We start from the raw sequence: 15,765 nt of genomic DNA, 5'->3' as shown, positions 1-15,765 counted from the left end.
CGCTCTGCCAGTGGGGGTGGAGTGCGTCAATGACCGAAGTAGAAGTCAAGAAAACCCAGGACAGCCTGCAAGACCGCCTCGCGCAGGTAGTCGATCTCCTGCACCGGCATCGCCTGGTCGAGAACCTGGCCCATCGCCAGGACGCCAGCAACCAGGAGGTCATCGATGACCTGGTGCGCCGTCAGAACCTGACGGAGTTGCAGCGCAAGCTGGATGAGCTGCACCCGGCGGATATCGCCTACATCCTCGAAGCCCTCCCGCTCGATGAGCGCCTGACCGTCTGGCAGCTGGTCAAGGCCGAGCGTGACGGCGACATTCTCCTCGAAGTATCCGATGCGGTCCGGGAAACCCTGATCGCTGACATGGAAGACCACGAGCTGCTTGCCGCCGCCAGGGAAATGGACGTCGACGAGCTGGCCGACCTGGCGCCGGAACTGCCGCGCGATGTCGTCCTCGAGCTGATGGAAAGCCTCGATGCGCAGCAGCGCGAGCGCATGCGCTCGGTGCTGTCCTACGAGGAGGACCAGGTCGGCGCGCTGATGGACTTCGAGATGGTCACCATTCGTGAAGACGTCAGCCTGGAGGTGGTGCTGCGCTACCTGCGCCGTCTCAAGGAGCTGCCCGGGCATACCGACAAGCTGTTCGTGGTCGACTACGACGGTCGCCTGACGGGCGTGTTGCCGCTCAAGCGTCTGCTGGTCAATGACCCGGAGCGCCAGGTAGGCGAGGTGATGGCCGATGATCCGGTGACCTTCAGCCCCGACGAGGACGCTTACGACGCCGCCCAGGCCTTCGAACGCTACGACCTTGTCTCCGCCCCGGTCGTCGACAAGGGGGGCAGGCTGATCGGCCGTCTGACCATCGACGAGATGGTCGACCTGATCCGTGAGGAGAGCGAGAGTGAAGTCCTCAACATGGCCGGTCTGCGCGAAGAAGAAGACATCTTCGCCTCGGTCTGGAAGTCGGTGCGCAACCGCTGGGCCTGGCTGGCGGTGAACCTGGTCACGGCCTTCGTTGCCTCGCGAGTCATCGGCCTGTTCGACGGTGCCATCGAGAAGCTGGTGGCTTTGGCCGCGTTGATGCCCATCGTGGCTGGCATCGGTGGGAATTCCGGCAACCAGACCATCACCATGATCGTGCGTGCCATGGCGCTGGACCAACTCGGCTCCGGCAACGCCGCCTGGTTGCTGCGCAAGGAGCTGGGCGTCGGCTTGGCCAATGGCTTGTTGTGGGGTGGGGTGATCGGCGCGGTGGCCTGGTGGCTGTACGACAGCTGGTCGCTGGGCCTGGTGATGACGGCGGCCATGACCCTCAACCTGCTGCTGGCCGCGCTGATGGGCGTGCTGATTCCGATCACCCTGGCGCGCATGGGGCGTGATCCCGCGATGGGGGCCAGTGTGATGATTACTGCCGTGACCGACAGTGGGGGCTTCTTCATCTTCCTCGGACTGGCAACGCTGTTCCTCATGTAAAAGCACGGCAATAAAAAACCGGCCATAAGGCCGGTTTTTTATTGCCTGAAAGTTGCAGCGCTTAGTGCGTTTGTCCGCCGGCCATTTCCATGTCATTGGCAATCAGCGCAACCAGGGCGTTCTGTTGGCGGCGGGTCAGTTGACGGAAGCATTGCAGCAGCTCGCGTTCGCTCAGGGTCAGCTCTGGGCTGTCCAGGCGCAGTGCCAGATCGTCGCTCAGCGAGGCCTCCTGCTGCATGCTCTGCTCAAGCCGGGCAATGATCTCGGAGTTCATGCTGCGGTGATGAAGACGGGCCACTTCGGCGATGCGATCGCGCATGCCGTCGGGCAAACGGACAACGAACTTGTCAGCGGTACGGCTGGAGTAGATAGCCTGTTTCATGGGTCGCATTTCTGATCACCGATCTAGTTCTAGGAATGAATGTTGAAGGCTCAAAACCGCAAGGTTTGACAATGGCAGCGTTTTTAAGTTCATCAACAAACTTCGTTTATATCCGTGCAGAAGTTGTGACTTCTGACACGCTCACATCAAGGCATAAATATTCTGGTACAGCTAAAGGCTTTTTGCCAGCACCAGTGGTCCATTCTTGCGAGTGCAGCCGCAAACCGGATTCTTTTCCGTGCAGGACGTGGGTGTTTTTGTGAGCCAGCACGCAGCTGGCGAACCCAGGCCTATTGTCCCGTGCGCGGTGGGCGGGCCAGTACCTCGCGGAACTCGGCCAGCGGCAGGGGCTGGCTGAAGAGGTAACCCTGGTACAACTGACAGTTCTCGCCGCGCAGGAAGTCCAACTGCTCGCTGCGCTCCACGCCCTCGGCGATGGTCTGCAGGCCCAGGCTGTTGGCCATGGCGATGATGGCGCGAATGATCTCGCTGTCGTTGCCGTTGAGGGGCACGTCGCGCACGAAGGACTGATCGATCTTCAGCACGTCCACCGGCAGACGCTTGAGCTGGGTGAGCGACGAGTAGCCGGTCCCGAAGTCGTCCATGGCGAAGCCGATGCCCAGGCGCTTGAGGCGCTGCATCTTGTTCACTGTGTCTTCGACGTTGCGAATCGCCACGTTCTCGGTGATCTCCAGCTTGAGCATATGAGCAGGCAGGCGGCTTCGGCTCAGGCAGCGCTCGATGCCCTCGTAGAACTCGGGGTGGCGGAACTGGCGGGGGCTGATGTTGACGCACAGGCTGAACCGGCCGCGCTGGATAAGCGTCTCGTCCAGCAAGCGGGCGCAGGTCTGGCAGGCCTCGTTGAGCACCCATAGGCCGACGTCGTGGATCAGGCCGCTTTCCTCGAGCACCTGGATGAAGGATTCCGGGGATTGCATGCCGTAAACGGGGTGGTTCCAGCGCAGCAGGGCTTCGGCGCCGACGATGCATCCGCTGCGGGTATCCACCTGCGGCTGGAAGCGTACCTCGAACTGCTGGCGCTGCAGGGCCTGGCGCAGGTCGTTCTCGATGCGCAGTCGTTCGCTCACCTGCTCCTGCATGCGGCTGCGGAATAGGTGCAGGCGGTTGCGTCCCGAGTCCTTGGCGCGGTACAGGGCGATGTCGGCGCGCTTGAGCAGGTCGTCGGGACTGGTGCCGTGATCGGGGATCAGCGCCACGCCGATGCTGCTGGTGACCTGCAGGGGATGGCCTTCGACGTCCATGGGTTCGGCGAGGTGTGCGCGCAGTTGCTCGGCCACCTGGCGCACCTGGCGGATCACCTGGGCACGCTTGCCCTCCAGGCCGGACAGCAGCACCACGAACTCGTCGCCGCCCAGACGTGCCACCGTGTCTTCCAGGCGGACGTTGGCTTCCAGTCGTGCGGTCAGCATCTTGAGCACCGCGTCGCCGACCGGGTGGCCCAGCGAGTCGTTGATGTGCTTGAAATGATCGAGGTCGATGAACAGCACCGCGCCGCGCAGGTTGTGGCGGTTGAGCAGGGCGATCTGCTGGGTCAGGCGATCCAGCAGCAGGGCGCGGTTGGGCAGGTTGGTCAGTGGATCGTGGTAGGCCAGGTGCTGGATTTGCGCCTGGGCGGCCTTGAGCTGGCTGATGTCGCGGGCGGTGACCAACAGGCATTCGCCACCATCCAGGCGCAGGGTCTCGACCGAGACCTCGGCGAACTTCTCGCGGCCGTCGCGATCCAGCAGATGAACCTCGGTGCGGGGCAGGCGGCCGGTACTGGCAATGCTGTCGAGGATTTCCTGACGTTGCTGCGGATCGATCCGCAGCCGCAGATCAGCCACGCTGCGACCGGTGACTTCTTCCGGGGTGTAGCCGGTCAGTCGGCGAAAGCCTTCGTTCACCTCAAGGAAACGCTGCCCGTCCCGCTCCAGCAGGCAAATGGCGTCGGGGCTGGAGTGGAACGCCTTGGCGAACTTCTCCTCGCTGGCCTGCAGGGCGCGAGTAGCCTGCTGCAGACGGGTGATGTCGTGGAACGAGATGGCGACGTAGCAGTCGCCGTGCATCTCCAGGTAGCGGCAGGAGATCAGACAGGTGATGCTGCGACCGTCCTTGCTGCGGAAGCGGGCCAGGGCGCCGTCCAGGACGCGCTTCCTGTTCAGTTCGCCGATCACTTCGCTGCGTCGTTGTGAGTCCTCCCAGAAGCCTATCGTGCGGGAGGACTGGCCGATGATCTCGGCCGGCTGCCAGCCGAAGACCTCGCTGAAGCTGGGGTTGATGTCCACGAACCGACCGCTTTCCAGCTCGGACACCGAGATAGGCACCGGGCTGCTCTGGAACAGGGTCGAGAATTTCTCTTCCGAGGCGCGCAGCCGCTGTTCGTACAGCACCCTGCTGGTCATGTCGTTGAGGATGCCGGTCATGCGCAAGGGCGTACCCTGGGCATCGCGGTACAGCCGCGCGGTGCTTTCCAGGTGGCGTATCTCGCCGCTGGGCGTGCGCGCGCGGTAGCTCAGCCGACATTCGCTTTCGCTGCCCGTCAGCAGCCCGCGGTAGGCGCGGCGCAGGTTCTCCCGGTCGTCCTCGTGCACGGTTCGGAAAAAGGTGCGGAAGTCACAGCCCGCCTCGGGGACTACGAGGCCGTGCATGGCAAAGGCGCGAGGCGTTCCCTGCAGGTTGTCGGTGGGTATATGCCACTCCCAGGTGCCCAGGTTGGCCGACTCCAGCGCCAGGGCCAGGCGCTCGCGGCTGTCGCGTAGGGCCAGCTCCTGAGCGCGCAGTTGCGAAACGTCGCGCACCGTGGTGACCAGGCAGGGCGCCCCGTGCAATTCGATCGGAGCGCCATAGAAGCAGAAGTTGCCGATGCTGCCGTCGCGCCGGCGCAGGCGCGCCTCGAAGTCATGCAGGCTGCCATGTCGGGCCAGCTGCTCGACCATCCGCTCGCGTTCCCGGGCATCGACCCACAGGTTCAGCTCCTCCGAGGTACGGCCGATCGCCTGCTCCCGGCTCCAACCGAAGGTGCTGATGAACCCCTTGTTGATCTCGATGAGTCGTCCCGAACGCAGTTCGCTGATGGCGATGGGGTCCGGCGATTGGCGAAACGCCTTGGTGAAAATGTCGTCGTGCGGGGTGCGTTCCGCGTGCAGCGTGATGTCGCGGGCCACCCCTGTGAGCTGCAGGCGGCCGTCGGGCAAGGCATGGATCCGTGCGCCGATTTCCAGCCAGTGATGGCCGCCACCGGGCCAGTGTATGTGCTGGGTCATCGGCGGCAGGATCTCGCCGCGTAGGATGCGGCGGAAATAGCGCAAGGCGCGGATCCGTTCGCGGGAAGGAATCAGGCGCAGGTACTGGCGCGCGGAGGAGGGCGGTGCCTGGCGCAGGCCAAAAGGGTGGTGGGTGCCGTGGGCCCAGCTGACCTGGCCGGAGGTCGGATCCCACAGCCAGATCCCAAGTCGCGCGCAGTCCAGTGCCGCTTCCAGCACCCCGTTGTCGTGGGGTGGTGCGTCCGCTCCGGCATTCTGGGTCAGCATGGTGCGCTCACTTATCGTCAACCACATAAACGCCCACCCATATTCTCCGTTTCCTGACCTCCCTGCCCGGAACGGCTGTGCATTTTTTGCCCCGGGTAGATCCGTTCAGACGGACTGCGGTTCGTTCCCTTGTCCGTGCTGGGCATCCAGCAGCGCCATGAAGGCGCGGGCGGCATTCGACAGGGTGCGCTCCGTGTGCAGCACATAACCCAGTCGTCGACTCAGTTGCGGCCCGGGCAGCGTCAGCCGCACGACCTGATCGTCCAGCATGGTGCGTGGCAGCAGGCTCCAGGCCAGGCCGATGGATACCATCATCTTGATGGTTTCCAGGTAGTTGGTGCTCATGGCGACCTGAGGTGTCAGGCCGGCTACCTCGAACAGTCTATGCACGATTCGGTGGGTGAAGGTGTGCGCCCCGGGAAAAACCGCCGGATGGGCGGCCACGTCCGCCAATGTCAGGGCGCCGTTGCGCGCCAGCGGGTGGTCCGGGGCGGCGACGAAGTCCAGCGGGTCTTCCCAGATGGGAACGGCGCGCAGCGGGGCGCGGGTATCCGGCGTCCGGGCTGCCGGCGTGCGGGCTTCAGGCGCCAGGGTAATCACCGCCAGCTCGGCGCGGCCCTGCAAGACGTCCTCGTAGGCCACTTCGGAATCCAGAAAGCGGATGTCCAGGCTGACCGCCGGATAGCGGCGGGTGAATTCGCGCAGCACCGGGGGCAGGCGATGCAGGCCGATGTGGTGGCTGGTGGCCAGGGTCAGGCGCCCGCTCACCTCGCCATTGAGGTTGGCCAGGGCGCGGCGGGTGTCGTCCAGTTCGCCCAGGATGCGGTAGGCGCGCGGCAGCAGCGCGCGCCCGGCTTCGGTGAGCCCGACCTCTCGTCCGAGACGGTCGAACAGGCGCACCTCCAGTTGCTGCTCCAGGGCAAAGATGCGCTTGCTGACCGCGGGCTGCGTCAGATGCAGGCGCTCGCCGGCGAGGGAGAAGCTGCCGCTCTCCGCGACGGCGATGAAGGCGTTGAGGGTGGCGAGGTCCATCGTGGGTATCCGGTAGGAAAAGGGGGATGGTATTCCGTTGGGGAATTCAGTGGATGAAAAATATGAATTTGAGTAATTCATGACAAGCCCCTAGCATCGCCCCCATACGTGCAAGGGGCATAGCACCCCGCATGAGCAACCGATGAGGAAGAGTCCGATGGCTGGCAAAACCCTTTATGACAAGCTCTGGGAGATGCATGAGGTCAAGCGCCGCGACGATGGTTCGTCGCTGATCTACATCGACCGTCATATCCTCCACGAAGTGACCTCGCCCCAGGCCTTCGAAGGCCTGCGCCTGGCCGGTCGCAAGCCGTGGCGCATCGACGCCAACATCGCCACCCCGGACCACAACGTGCCGACCACCCGAGCCGAGCGCCAGGGCGGACTGGAAGCCATCGCCGACGAGGTGTCGCGCATCCAGGTGCAGACCCTCGACGAGAACTGCGACGATTTCGGCATCCTCGAATTCAAGATGAATGATGTCCGCCAGGGCATCGTCCACGTAATCGGCCCGGAGCAGGGCGCCACCCTGCCGGGCATGACCGTGGTCTGCGGCGACTCGCACACTTCCACCCACGGCGCCTTCGGCGCGCTGGCCCACGGCATAGGCACCTCGGAGGTCGAGCATGTGCTGGCCACCCAGTGCCTGGTCGCCAAGAAGATGAAGAACATGCAAGTGCGCGTCGAAGGCAAGCTGCCGTTCGGCGTCACCGCCAAGGACGTCGTGCTGGCCATCATCGGCAAGATCGGCACCGCCGGTGGCAATGGCCACGCCCTGGAGTTCGCCGGCAGCGCCATCCGCGACCTGTCCATGGAAGGCCGCATGACCCTGTGCAACATGGCCATCGAGGCCGGTGCCCGGGTCGGCATGGTGGCGGTGGACGAGAAGACGATCGCCTATGTCGAAGGCCGCCCCTACGCGCCGAAGGGCGCCGACTGGGAGGCTGCCGTGGCGCTGTGGAAGGGCCTGGTGTCCGACGCCGATGCGCAGTTCGACACCGTGGTCGAGCTGCAGGCCGAAGACATCAAGCCGCAGGTCAGCTGGGGCACCTCGCCGGAAATGGTCCTGGCGGTCGATCAGCGCGTGCCGGACCCGGCGGCCGAGGCCGATCCGGTCAAGCGCGACTCCATCGTGCGCGCCCTCAAGTACATGGGCCTGGCCGCCAACCAGCCGATCACCGAGATCAAGCTGGACCGCGTGTTCATCGGCTCCTGCACCAACTCGCGCATCGAGGACCTGCGTGCCGCCGCCGAAGTGGCCAAGGGTCGCAAGGTTGCCGCCAACGTCAAGCAGGCGCTGGTGGTGCCGGGTTCCGGCCTGGTCAAGCAGCAGGCCGAGAAAGAAGGGCTGGACAAGATCTTCATCGAAGCCGGCTTCGAGTGGCGCGAGCCGGGCTGCTCCATGTGCCTGGCCATGAACCCGGACAAGCTGGGCAGCGGCGAGCATTGCGCCTCCACCTCCAACCGCAACTTCGAAGGGCGCCAGGGCGCCGGCGGCCGTACCCACCTGGTGAGCCCGGCGATGGCCGCCGCCGCCGCGGTGACCGGCCACTTCATCGACGTTCGCGAACTGCTCCAGGCCTGAGGACATAGACATGAAAGCCTTTACCCAACATACCGGCCTGGTCTGCCCGCTGGATCGCGCCAACGTCGACACCGACCAGATCATTCCCAAGCAATTCCTCAAGTCGATCAAGCGTACCGGCTTCGGCCCCAACCTGTTCGACGAGTGGCGCTACCTGGACGTCGGTCAGCCGAACCAGGATTGCTCGAAGCGTCCGGTCAACCCGGACTTCGTGCTCAACTTCCCGCGCTACCAGGGTGCCAGCGTGCTGCTGGCCCGCGAGAACTTCGGCTGCGGCTCGTCCCGCGAGCACGCGCCCTGGGCGCTGGACGAGTATGGCTTCCGCACCATCATCGCGCCGAGCTTCGCCGACATCTTCTTCAACAACAGCTTCAAGAACGGCCTGCTGCCGATCGTGCTGAAGGAAGAAGAGGTCGATGCGCTGTTCCAGCAGGCCGAAGCCACCGAGGGCTACCAGCTCACCGTCGACCTGCAGGCACAGACCGTGACCCGTCCGGATGGCGTGCAGTACCGCTTCGAGATCGACGCCTTCCGCAAGCACTGCCTGCTCAACGGGCTGGACGACATCGGCCTGACCCTGCAGGACGCCGAGGCGATCAAGGCGTTCGAGAGCAAGCACCAGCAGGCCCAGCCCTGGCTGTTCGGCGCGATCAAGTAAGCGAGCGTGCAGGTAGGGTGGAAAATCGCGCAGCGTTTTCCACCAGAGGATTCCGGTGGATAAGGCCGATGGCCGTTATCCACCCTACGCAAAATAGAGGAATGCAATGAGCAAGCAGATTCTGGTTCTCCCGGGCGACGGCATCGGCCCGGAAATCATGGCCGAGGCCGTCAAGGTCCTGCAGCTGGCCAACGAGAAGTACAACCTGGCGTTCGAGCTGAGCTATGACGAGCTGGGCGGTGCGGCCATCGACAAGTACGGCGTGCCGCTGGCCGACGAGACCCTGGAGCGCGCCCGCCAGGCCGACGCCATCCTGCTCGGCGCCGTGGGCGGTCCGAAGTGGGACACCATCGATCCGGCCATCCGTCCCGAGCGTGGCCTGCTGAAGATCCGTTCGCAGCTGGGCCTGTTCGGCAACCTGCGCCCGGCGCTGCTCTATCCGCAACTGGCCGCCGCCTCGACCCTGAAGCCCGAAGTGGTCGCAGGCCTGGACATCCTCATCGTTCGCGAGCTGACCGGCGGTATCTACTTTGGCGCCCCGCGCGGCACCGAGACCCTGGCCAACGGCGAGCGCAAGGCCTACGACACCCTGCCGTACAGCGAAAGCGAGATCCGTCGCATCGCCAAGGTCGGCTTCGACATGGCCATGGTGCGCAACAAGAAGCTCTGCTCGGTGGACAAGGCCAACGTCCTGGCTTCCAGCCAGCTGTGGCGCGCAGTGGTCGAGGAAGTGGCCAAGGATTACCCGCAGGTCGAGCTGTCGCACATGTACGTCGACAATGCCGCCATGCAACTGGTGCGCGCCCCCAAGCAGTTCGACGTGATCGTCACCGACAACATGTTCGGCGACATCCTGTCGGACGAGGCTTCCATGCTTACCGGTTCCATCGGCATGCTGCCGTCGGCGTCGCTGGACGCCAACAACAAGGGCATGTACGAGCCCTGCCACGGCTCCGCGCCGGATATCGCCGGCAAGGGCATTGCCAACCCGCTGGCCACCATCCTCTCGGTGTCCATGATGCTGCGCTACAGCTTCGCCGAAACGGCTGCCGCCGATGCCATCGAGCAAGCGGTCAGCCTGGTGCTGGACCAGGGGCTGCGCACGGGTGACATCTGGTCGGAAGGCTGCACCAAGGTCGGTACCCGCGAAATGGGTGACGCAGTAGTCGCGGCGCTGCGGAACCTGTAATCTCACCGGCCTGCCGCCTGCGGGCGGCGGCCCACTTTCCTATTTCGAGGGTGTAGTTACAAAGATGAAACGTGTAGGTCTGATCGGCTGGCGTGGCATGGTGGGTTCCGTGCTCATGCAGCGCATGCGTGAAGAGCGGGACTTCGACCTGATCGAGCCGGTGTTCTTCACTACCTCCAATGTCGGCGGCCAGGGCCCCGAGATCGGCAAGGACATCGCGCCGCTGAAGGACGCCTACAGCCTCGATGAACTCAAGACCCTCGATGTGATCCTCACCTGCCAGGGTGGCGACTACACCAGCGAGGTGTATCCCAAGCTGCGCGAAGCCGGCTGGCAGGGCTACTGGATCGACGCCGCCTCGACGTTGCGCATGGCCGATGACGCGGTCATCGTCCTGGATCCGGTCAACCGCCGGGTCATCGACCAGCAGCTGGATGCGGGCGTCAAGAACTACATCGGCGGCAACTGCACCGTCAGTCTGATGCTGATGGCCCTCGGCGGCCTGTACGAGGCCGGGCTGGTGGAATGGATGAGCGCCATGACCTACCAGGCCGCGAGCGGCGCCGGCGCGCAGAACATGCGCGAGCTGATCAAGCAGATGGGCACCATCCACGGCGCAGTCGCCGAGGAGCTGGCCAATCCGGCCAGCGCCATCCTCGATATCGACCGCAAGGTGGCCGAGGCCATGCGCGGCGAAGCCTTCCCGGTGGACAACTTCGGCGTGCCGCTGGCCGGTAGCCTGATCCCCTGGATCGACAAGGAGCTGCCCAATGGCCAGAGCCGCGAAGAGTGGAAGGGCCAGGCCGAGACCAACAAGATCCTCGGTCGCAACAAGAACCCGATCCCGGTGGATGGCCTGTGCGTGCGCATCGGTGCCATGCGCTGCCACAGTCAGGCGCTGACCATCAAGCTCAACAAGGATGTGCCGCTGTCGGACATCGAAGGGCTGATCAGCCAGCACAATCCGTGGGTGCGGCTGGTACCCAACCACCGCGAGCAGTCCATGCGCGAGCTGAGCCCGACCGCGGTCACCGGCACGCTGAACGTTCCGGTGGGTCGTCTGCGCAAGCTGAACATGGGCTCCCAATACCTGGGCGCCTTCACGGTGGGCGACCAGCTGCTGTGGGGCGCGGCCGAACCGCTGCGTCGCATGCTGCGTATCCTGCTGGAGCGCTGATTCGCCAACCATGTTTGCAGAACGCCACGGCTTGCCCGTGGCGTTCTGCTTTAAACCTGTGTGTTTATTCGGGTCATACGGGCGGAGTTCGACTGCGGTAGGAATGGCTGGTGAGGCCGCGCGCGTCGATTTGTGGATTGCGTCCGATAACGTCCGGAAAGGTTCCGCAATGAACGAGGTGTCCTAGGCTGGGTTGTTGATAAAACGATACCCGTCAAAGATACTTACCGAAATTTTCAAGGGCTTAACCCACTTGACGCTAGGTCGAGACAGGAAGCCGGCCTCGCTCGGGTGATAGAGGCGTATGCGCCTCCTTGCCGCCAGAGGGAAAGTACAAGGAAACCAATATGGCTCGGATTCGCAAACTGGTGCTGGCAATTGCAGCTGCTTCGGCCTTTTCTTCCGGAGTCGCGAATGCGCTGGGGTTGGGGGAAATCTCTCTGCAATCGGCCCTGAATCAGCCTTTGGTTGCGGAAATCGAACTGCTGGATGTTCGTGGTCTGTCCCCGGCGGAAGTGATGCCGGCGTTGGCCTCGGCGGATGAGTTCCACAGGGCAGGGGTCGATCGCCCGTTCTTCCTGAACGATCTGCAGTTTTCCCCGGTCATCAATGCCCAGGGCAAGAGCATCATTCGCATCAGTTCCAGCAAGCCGGTGCGCGAGCCTTACCTGAACTTCCTCGTCGAGGTGAACTGGCCGAGCGGTCGCGCGCTTCGCGAGTACACCGTTCTGCTGGATCCGCCGCTCTACAACCCGCAGAACACGGCGGATGTCGCGCCGCAGCTGGCGCTTGCCGCACCGGCTCCCCAGTCGCAGAGCCAGAGCCAGAGCCAACCGGCGCCCAGGGTTCAGCCTGCCCGTACCGCCCCGTCCACTGTGCGGCCGGTGGTCGCCCAGGCTGAGCCGCAGAGCGAATACCGCACGGTCGCCCAGGATACGCTCTGGGAAATTGCCAGTCGCCACCAGCGTGGCAGCGCCACCGTGCAGCAGACCATGCTGGCCATTCAGGATCTGAACCCGGGCGCCTTCATCAATGACAACATCAACCTGCTCAAGACCGGCCAGGTGTTGCGCCTGCCCGACGAGCAGCAGATAGCGGCTCGTACCCGCCGCGAAGCAATTGCCCTGGTGGCCGAGCAGAATGCAGCCTGGCAGGCCTGGCGGCAGGCGCGCAGCCTGGCTGGCGGCGCGCGTCAGCTGGATGCCACCCGTCGCACCGTTGCGGGCCCTGCACCGGAGCGCGTGGAGCTCGGGGACAGCCTGCGACTGGTCGCCGGTACCGAGGGTAAATCTGCCGAAGGTCAGGATGCCGGCAGCGCTCTGGCCGACAAACTCGCAGTGGCTCAGGAAAATCTGGATACCTCCCGGCGCGCCAGCGCGGAGCTTGAAGGACGCATGGGGGATCTGCAGAGCCAGCTGGACAAGCTGCAGCGCCTGATCGAACTGAAGGACAGCCAGCTGGCGCGTCTCCAGGCTCGTCTGGCGGAAGAGGAGCAGGCCGCTCAGCAGGCGCCCGAGGTGACTGCGACTCCTGCGGCCGAGCAGTCGCCCGAGCTGCAGCAGCAGAATTCGGCGCCGCAGCAGTCGTCCCCGCAGCCATCGGACGGGGCGCAGACCACTGATGCTGCTCCAGGCGCCTTCGAGGCGCCGCTGCAAAGTGCCAATGAACAGCCGGCCCCTGCGCCGGCTGAAGTGCTTCAGAGCGTCGTGCCGGCCGCTAGTGCAGAGCCGTCCACGGCAAGCGACGCCGGCCTGCAAGGCTATGTCGATCGCCTGCTTGGCGATCCGCTGTTGTTGGGCGCCATTGGTGGCGGCAGCCTGCTGGCGCTGCTGCTGGCCCTGATGGCCCTGTCGCGTCGCAACGCCATGAAGGAAGCCGAACTGCAGGAAGGCCTGGGCCTGAGCGACGACGATCAGGCGTTCAGCGAGGAACTGGCGCTGCCCAGCAGCAGCTTCGATGATCTCGGTGGCGTTTCCCGTAACGGTCAGTCCAGCAAGGCAGGCGATGCAACCGATGTGCTGGGGGAGGCCAACATCTACATTGCCTATGGCCGCTTCAACCAGGCTGCCGAGCTGTTGCTCAATGCGCTGGACGAGGAGCCGGAGCGTCGCGACCTGCGCCTCAAGCTGATGGAAGTATTCGCCGAACAGGGTGATCGAGCCGGCTTCCAGCGCCAGGAAGCCGAGTTGCGCGAAGTCGGCGGTGCCGAAAGCGAGATCCGCAAGTTGAAGAGCCGTTACCCGGATATCGCCCAGGCGCCGGTGTCTCCGGCGACAGCGGGTGCGATGGCCGTTGCCGCCACTGCCGGAGCGACGACCCTGGCGGGCTGGCAGGATGCGGAAGAGGCGATCCCCAGCCTCGACGAGTTGAGCTTCGACGATGAGCTGCAGGTTTCCCCGGCGCTGGCTACTCCGAATGTCGCGGAAGACCTCGACAAGCCGTTGCCGGCCTATGACGACCTCGACTTCGACCTTCAGCTGGATAGCGAGCCCGCCCTGAACGTGACCGAACCGGTTGTTCCGACAGCTGTGGCGCCGATCGCCGAGCCGGCCGCTGAGGAAACGCTGGCCGATCTGGAGTTCACCCTGGACGATCCGTTCGAGTCGCTGGTCGGCGAAGACGAAGTCGAGAATGAAGATGATCTTCCCGAGTTCGAGCTGCCGACCCTGGATGCCATTGAGCCGCCGGCGCGCGATAACGAACTGTCGACCCTGCCGGAGGACTTCGACCTGTCCCTGGCGGAGGCCGAGCAGCTGCTGTCCGGTGACGAGCCGGAGCCGTCCGCGGTGGATGATTTCGAAGCCGAGCTGGAGCGTGTGAATGCTCAGCTCGATACGCTTACCGATGAGCTGGAGATGCCTGCCGTCGAGCCGCCGCCTTTCGACATCACGGACCTGGGGCCGCTGGAAGATGACGAGGACTTCGATTTCCTCTCCGGTACCAATGAAACCGCCACCAAGCTCGACCTGGCGCGAGCCTACATCGACATGGGTGACAGCGAGGGCGCTCGCGACATCCTTGATGAGGTGCTGGGTGAGGGTGACGACAGTCAGAAGAACGAAGCGCGGGAGCTGATGGCCCGCCTGAGCTGATCGATGAAACAAGCAGTAGCAGTACCGCCAGCGGCAGCCGAAACGGCTGCCGCTGGCGTTTACAGGATTGCCCTTGGTGTGGAGTACAAGGGGTCGCGTTATCGCGGCTGGCAGCGGCAGGGTGCCGGTGTGCCTTCCGTCCAGGAAGCGCTGGAGCGCGCCCTGGGCAGGGTGGCCGCCGAGTCGGTCAGCCTGCAGTGTGCCGGCCGCACGGATGCGTCTGTGCATGCCAGCGGCCAGGTGGTGCATTTCGATACGGCGGTCGAGCGACCGTTGCAGGCCTGGGTGATGGGGGCCAACGCCAACCTGCCGGGGGATATCAGTGTCTGCTGGGCCAAGGTCATGCCGGCCGACTTTCACGCGCGCTTCAAGGCGTGTGCGCGCCGTTACCGCTACGTGATCTACAACGACCCGGTGCGTCCCGCCCATATGGCCGAGGAGGTCACCTGGAACCACCGGCCCCTGGACGTGCAGCGCATGCGCGAAGCGGCCGCGCTGCTGGTCGGCACCCATGACTTCACTTCGTTTCGTGCCGTGCAGTGCCAGGCCAAGTCGCCGATCAAGACAGTTCATCACCTGAACGTCATCGAGCACGGCCGCTTCATCGTGCTGGATGTACGCGCCAATGCCTTCCTGCACCACATGGTGCGCAATTTCGCCGGTGTGCTCATGACTATCGGCGCCGGCGAGCGCCCGGTGGAGTGGGTCAGCGAGATCCTGGCCGCCCGGGACCGGCGTGCCGGGGGCGTTACGGCGCATCCCTACGGGTTGTATCTGGTGCGGGTCGAGTACCCGGAGGAATTCGAGTTGCCGCAGCGTTATCTGGGCCCGCATTTCCTCTCTGCGCTGCCCGAGTGACACCGGTCGCTGCCGCAGGGCCACTCTGCTAACATCCAGCCCCTGTTCAGAGGAGCCAATCGTGGTCGTTCGCAGCAAGATCTGCGGGATTACCCGTATCGAAGACGCCCTGGTCGCCGCCGAGGCGGGCGCCGACGCCATCGGGCTGGTGTTCTACGACAAGAGTCCGCGCGCCGTCGATGTGCGCCAGGCGCGCGCCATCCTCGCCGCCCTGCCGCCGTTCGTGACCAGCGTCGGCCTGTTCGTCAACGCCAGCCGCTGTTTCATTGGCGAAGTGCTGGATGCCGTGCCGCTGGATGTCCTGCAGTTCCATGGTGATGAAACGCCGGAACAATGCGAAGGGCATGGTCGCCCCTGGTTCAAGGCGCTGCGCGTGCGCCCGGGTGACGACCTGCGCGCGGAAGCAAGACGCTTTGCTGGCGCCCGGGCGATCCTGCTGGATGCCTATGTGCCCGGTGTGCCGGGAGGCACCGGCGAGCGCTTCGACTGGAGCCTTATCCCCGCCGACCTGCCCATGCCGCTGATCCTGGCCGGTGGGCTGACGCCCGACAATGTGACTGAAGCCATCGCTTCGGTGCGTCCGTATGGGGTGGATGTCAGTGGCGGTGTGGAGGCGGCCAAGGGAATCAAGGACGCTGCGAAAGTGGCGGCGTTCATCCGGCGCGTGCGCGGGGTTGGCGACCGCATGTGACGAGCGTGATGGCGCCGCCGTCATTAGCTCCAGTCGTCGGCAGTGCCGAGGCCCGGGGTGGACCTGGGCTGGCGCCGGCAAATACTGAGAATTCGCCCC

The 15,765-nt window shown here is 64.6% G+C and carries 11 protein-coding genes; 8 read left to right on the top strand and 3 right to left on the bottom strand.

Going from position 1 to position 15,765, the window contains the following annotated elements; all coding sequences use genetic code 11:
- Positions 1-29 precede the first annotated feature (29 nt).
- The gene (mgtE, locus tag SF06_RS16690) at positions 30-1,472 is read left to right on the top strand and encodes a magnesium transporter (RefSeq protein WP_027590150.1); all 1,443 of its coding nucleotides are present in this window, start codon (positions 30-32) and stop codon (positions 1,470-1,472) included.
- A gap of 61 nt (positions 1,473-1,533) precedes the next feature.
- Here mgtE and SF06_RS16685 read toward each other — a convergent pair whose 3' ends face one another.
- From SF06_RS16685 to SF06_RS16675, 3 genes are all read right to left on the bottom strand, one after another.
- Complete coding sequence (locus tag SF06_RS16685) at positions 1,534-1,863, bottom strand: Arc family DNA-binding protein (RefSeq protein ID WP_027590149.1); 330 nt, start codon at positions 1,861-1,863, stop codon at positions 1,534-1,536.
- A 281-nt stretch (positions 1,864-2,144) separates the two neighbouring features.
- A complete protein-coding gene (locus SF06_RS16680; protein ID WP_052199859.1) occupies positions 2,145-5,384 on the bottom strand; it encodes an EAL domain-containing protein in 3,240 nt (1,079 codons plus the stop codon).
- Positions 5,385-5,489: 105 nt separating this feature from the next.
- The gene (locus SF06_RS16675) at positions 5,490-6,416 is read right to left on the bottom strand and encodes a LysR family transcriptional regulator (RefSeq protein ID WP_027590148.1); all 927 of its coding nucleotides are present in this window, start codon (positions 6,414-6,416) and stop codon (positions 5,490-5,492) included.
- Between the two features lie 157 nt (positions 6,417-6,573).
- Here SF06_RS16675 and leuC point away from each other — a divergent pair, with 157 nt between their 5' ends.
- The 7 genes from leuC (at position 6,574) to SF06_RS16640 (ending at position 15,666) form a co-directional block, all read left to right on the top strand.
- On the top strand, positions 6,574-8,001 hold the full coding sequence (leuC, locus tag SF06_RS16670) for a 3-isopropylmalate dehydratase large subunit (protein ID WP_039562736.1): 1,428 nt from the start codon (positions 6,574-6,576) through the stop codon (positions 7,999-8,001).
- Between the two features lie 10 nt (positions 8,002-8,011).
- Positions 8,012-8,659: a 3-isopropylmalate dehydratase small subunit gene (leuD, locus tag SF06_RS16665; RefSeq protein WP_039562735.1), complete on the top strand. Its 648-nt coding sequence runs from the start codon at positions 8,012-8,014 to the stop codon at positions 8,657-8,659.
- A gap of 106 nt (positions 8,660-8,765) precedes the next feature.
- Positions 8,766-9,848, top strand: coding sequence for a 3-isopropylmalate dehydrogenase (leuB, locus tag SF06_RS16660; protein ID WP_039562734.1), 1,083 nt, complete (start codon positions 8,766-8,768; stop codon positions 9,846-9,848).
- Positions 9,849-9,912: 64 nt separating this feature from the next.
- On the top strand, positions 9,913-11,025 hold the full coding sequence (asd, locus tag SF06_RS16655) for an aspartate-semialdehyde dehydrogenase (protein WP_027590144.1): 1,113 nt from the start codon (positions 9,913-9,915) through the stop codon (positions 11,023-11,025).
- 347 nt (positions 11,026-11,372) lie between these two features.
- Complete coding sequence (locus SF06_RS16650; RefSeq protein WP_039562733.1) at positions 11,373-14,117, top strand: motility hub landmark protein FimV; 2,745 nt, start codon at positions 11,373-11,375, stop codon at positions 14,115-14,117.
- 3 nt (positions 14,118-14,120) lie between these two features.
- Positions 14,121-14,975 carry a tRNA pseudouridine(38-40) synthase TruA gene (gene truA, locus SF06_RS16645; RefSeq protein ID WP_027590142.1) on the top strand — a complete coding sequence of 285 codons (855 nt, stop codon included), beginning with the start codon at positions 14,121-14,123 and terminating at the stop codon, positions 14,973-14,975.
- Positions 14,976-15,033: 58 nt separating this feature from the next.
- Positions 15,034-15,666 (top strand): phosphoribosylanthranilate isomerase, encoded by a 633-nt coding sequence (locus tag SF06_RS16640; RefSeq protein WP_039562751.1) that lies wholly within the window; start codon positions 15,034-15,036, stop codon positions 15,664-15,666.
- Positions 15,667-15,765: the final 99 nt, after the last annotated feature.

The organism is Pseudomonas flexibilis (assembly GCF_000802425.1).
Lineage (GTDB): Bacteria > Pseudomonadota > Gammaproteobacteria > Pseudomonadales > Pseudomonadaceae > Serpens > Serpens flexibilis.
The sequence above is the reverse complement of the archived record's forward strand: the minus strand, read 5'-3'. Positions and strand labels throughout refer to the sequence as shown.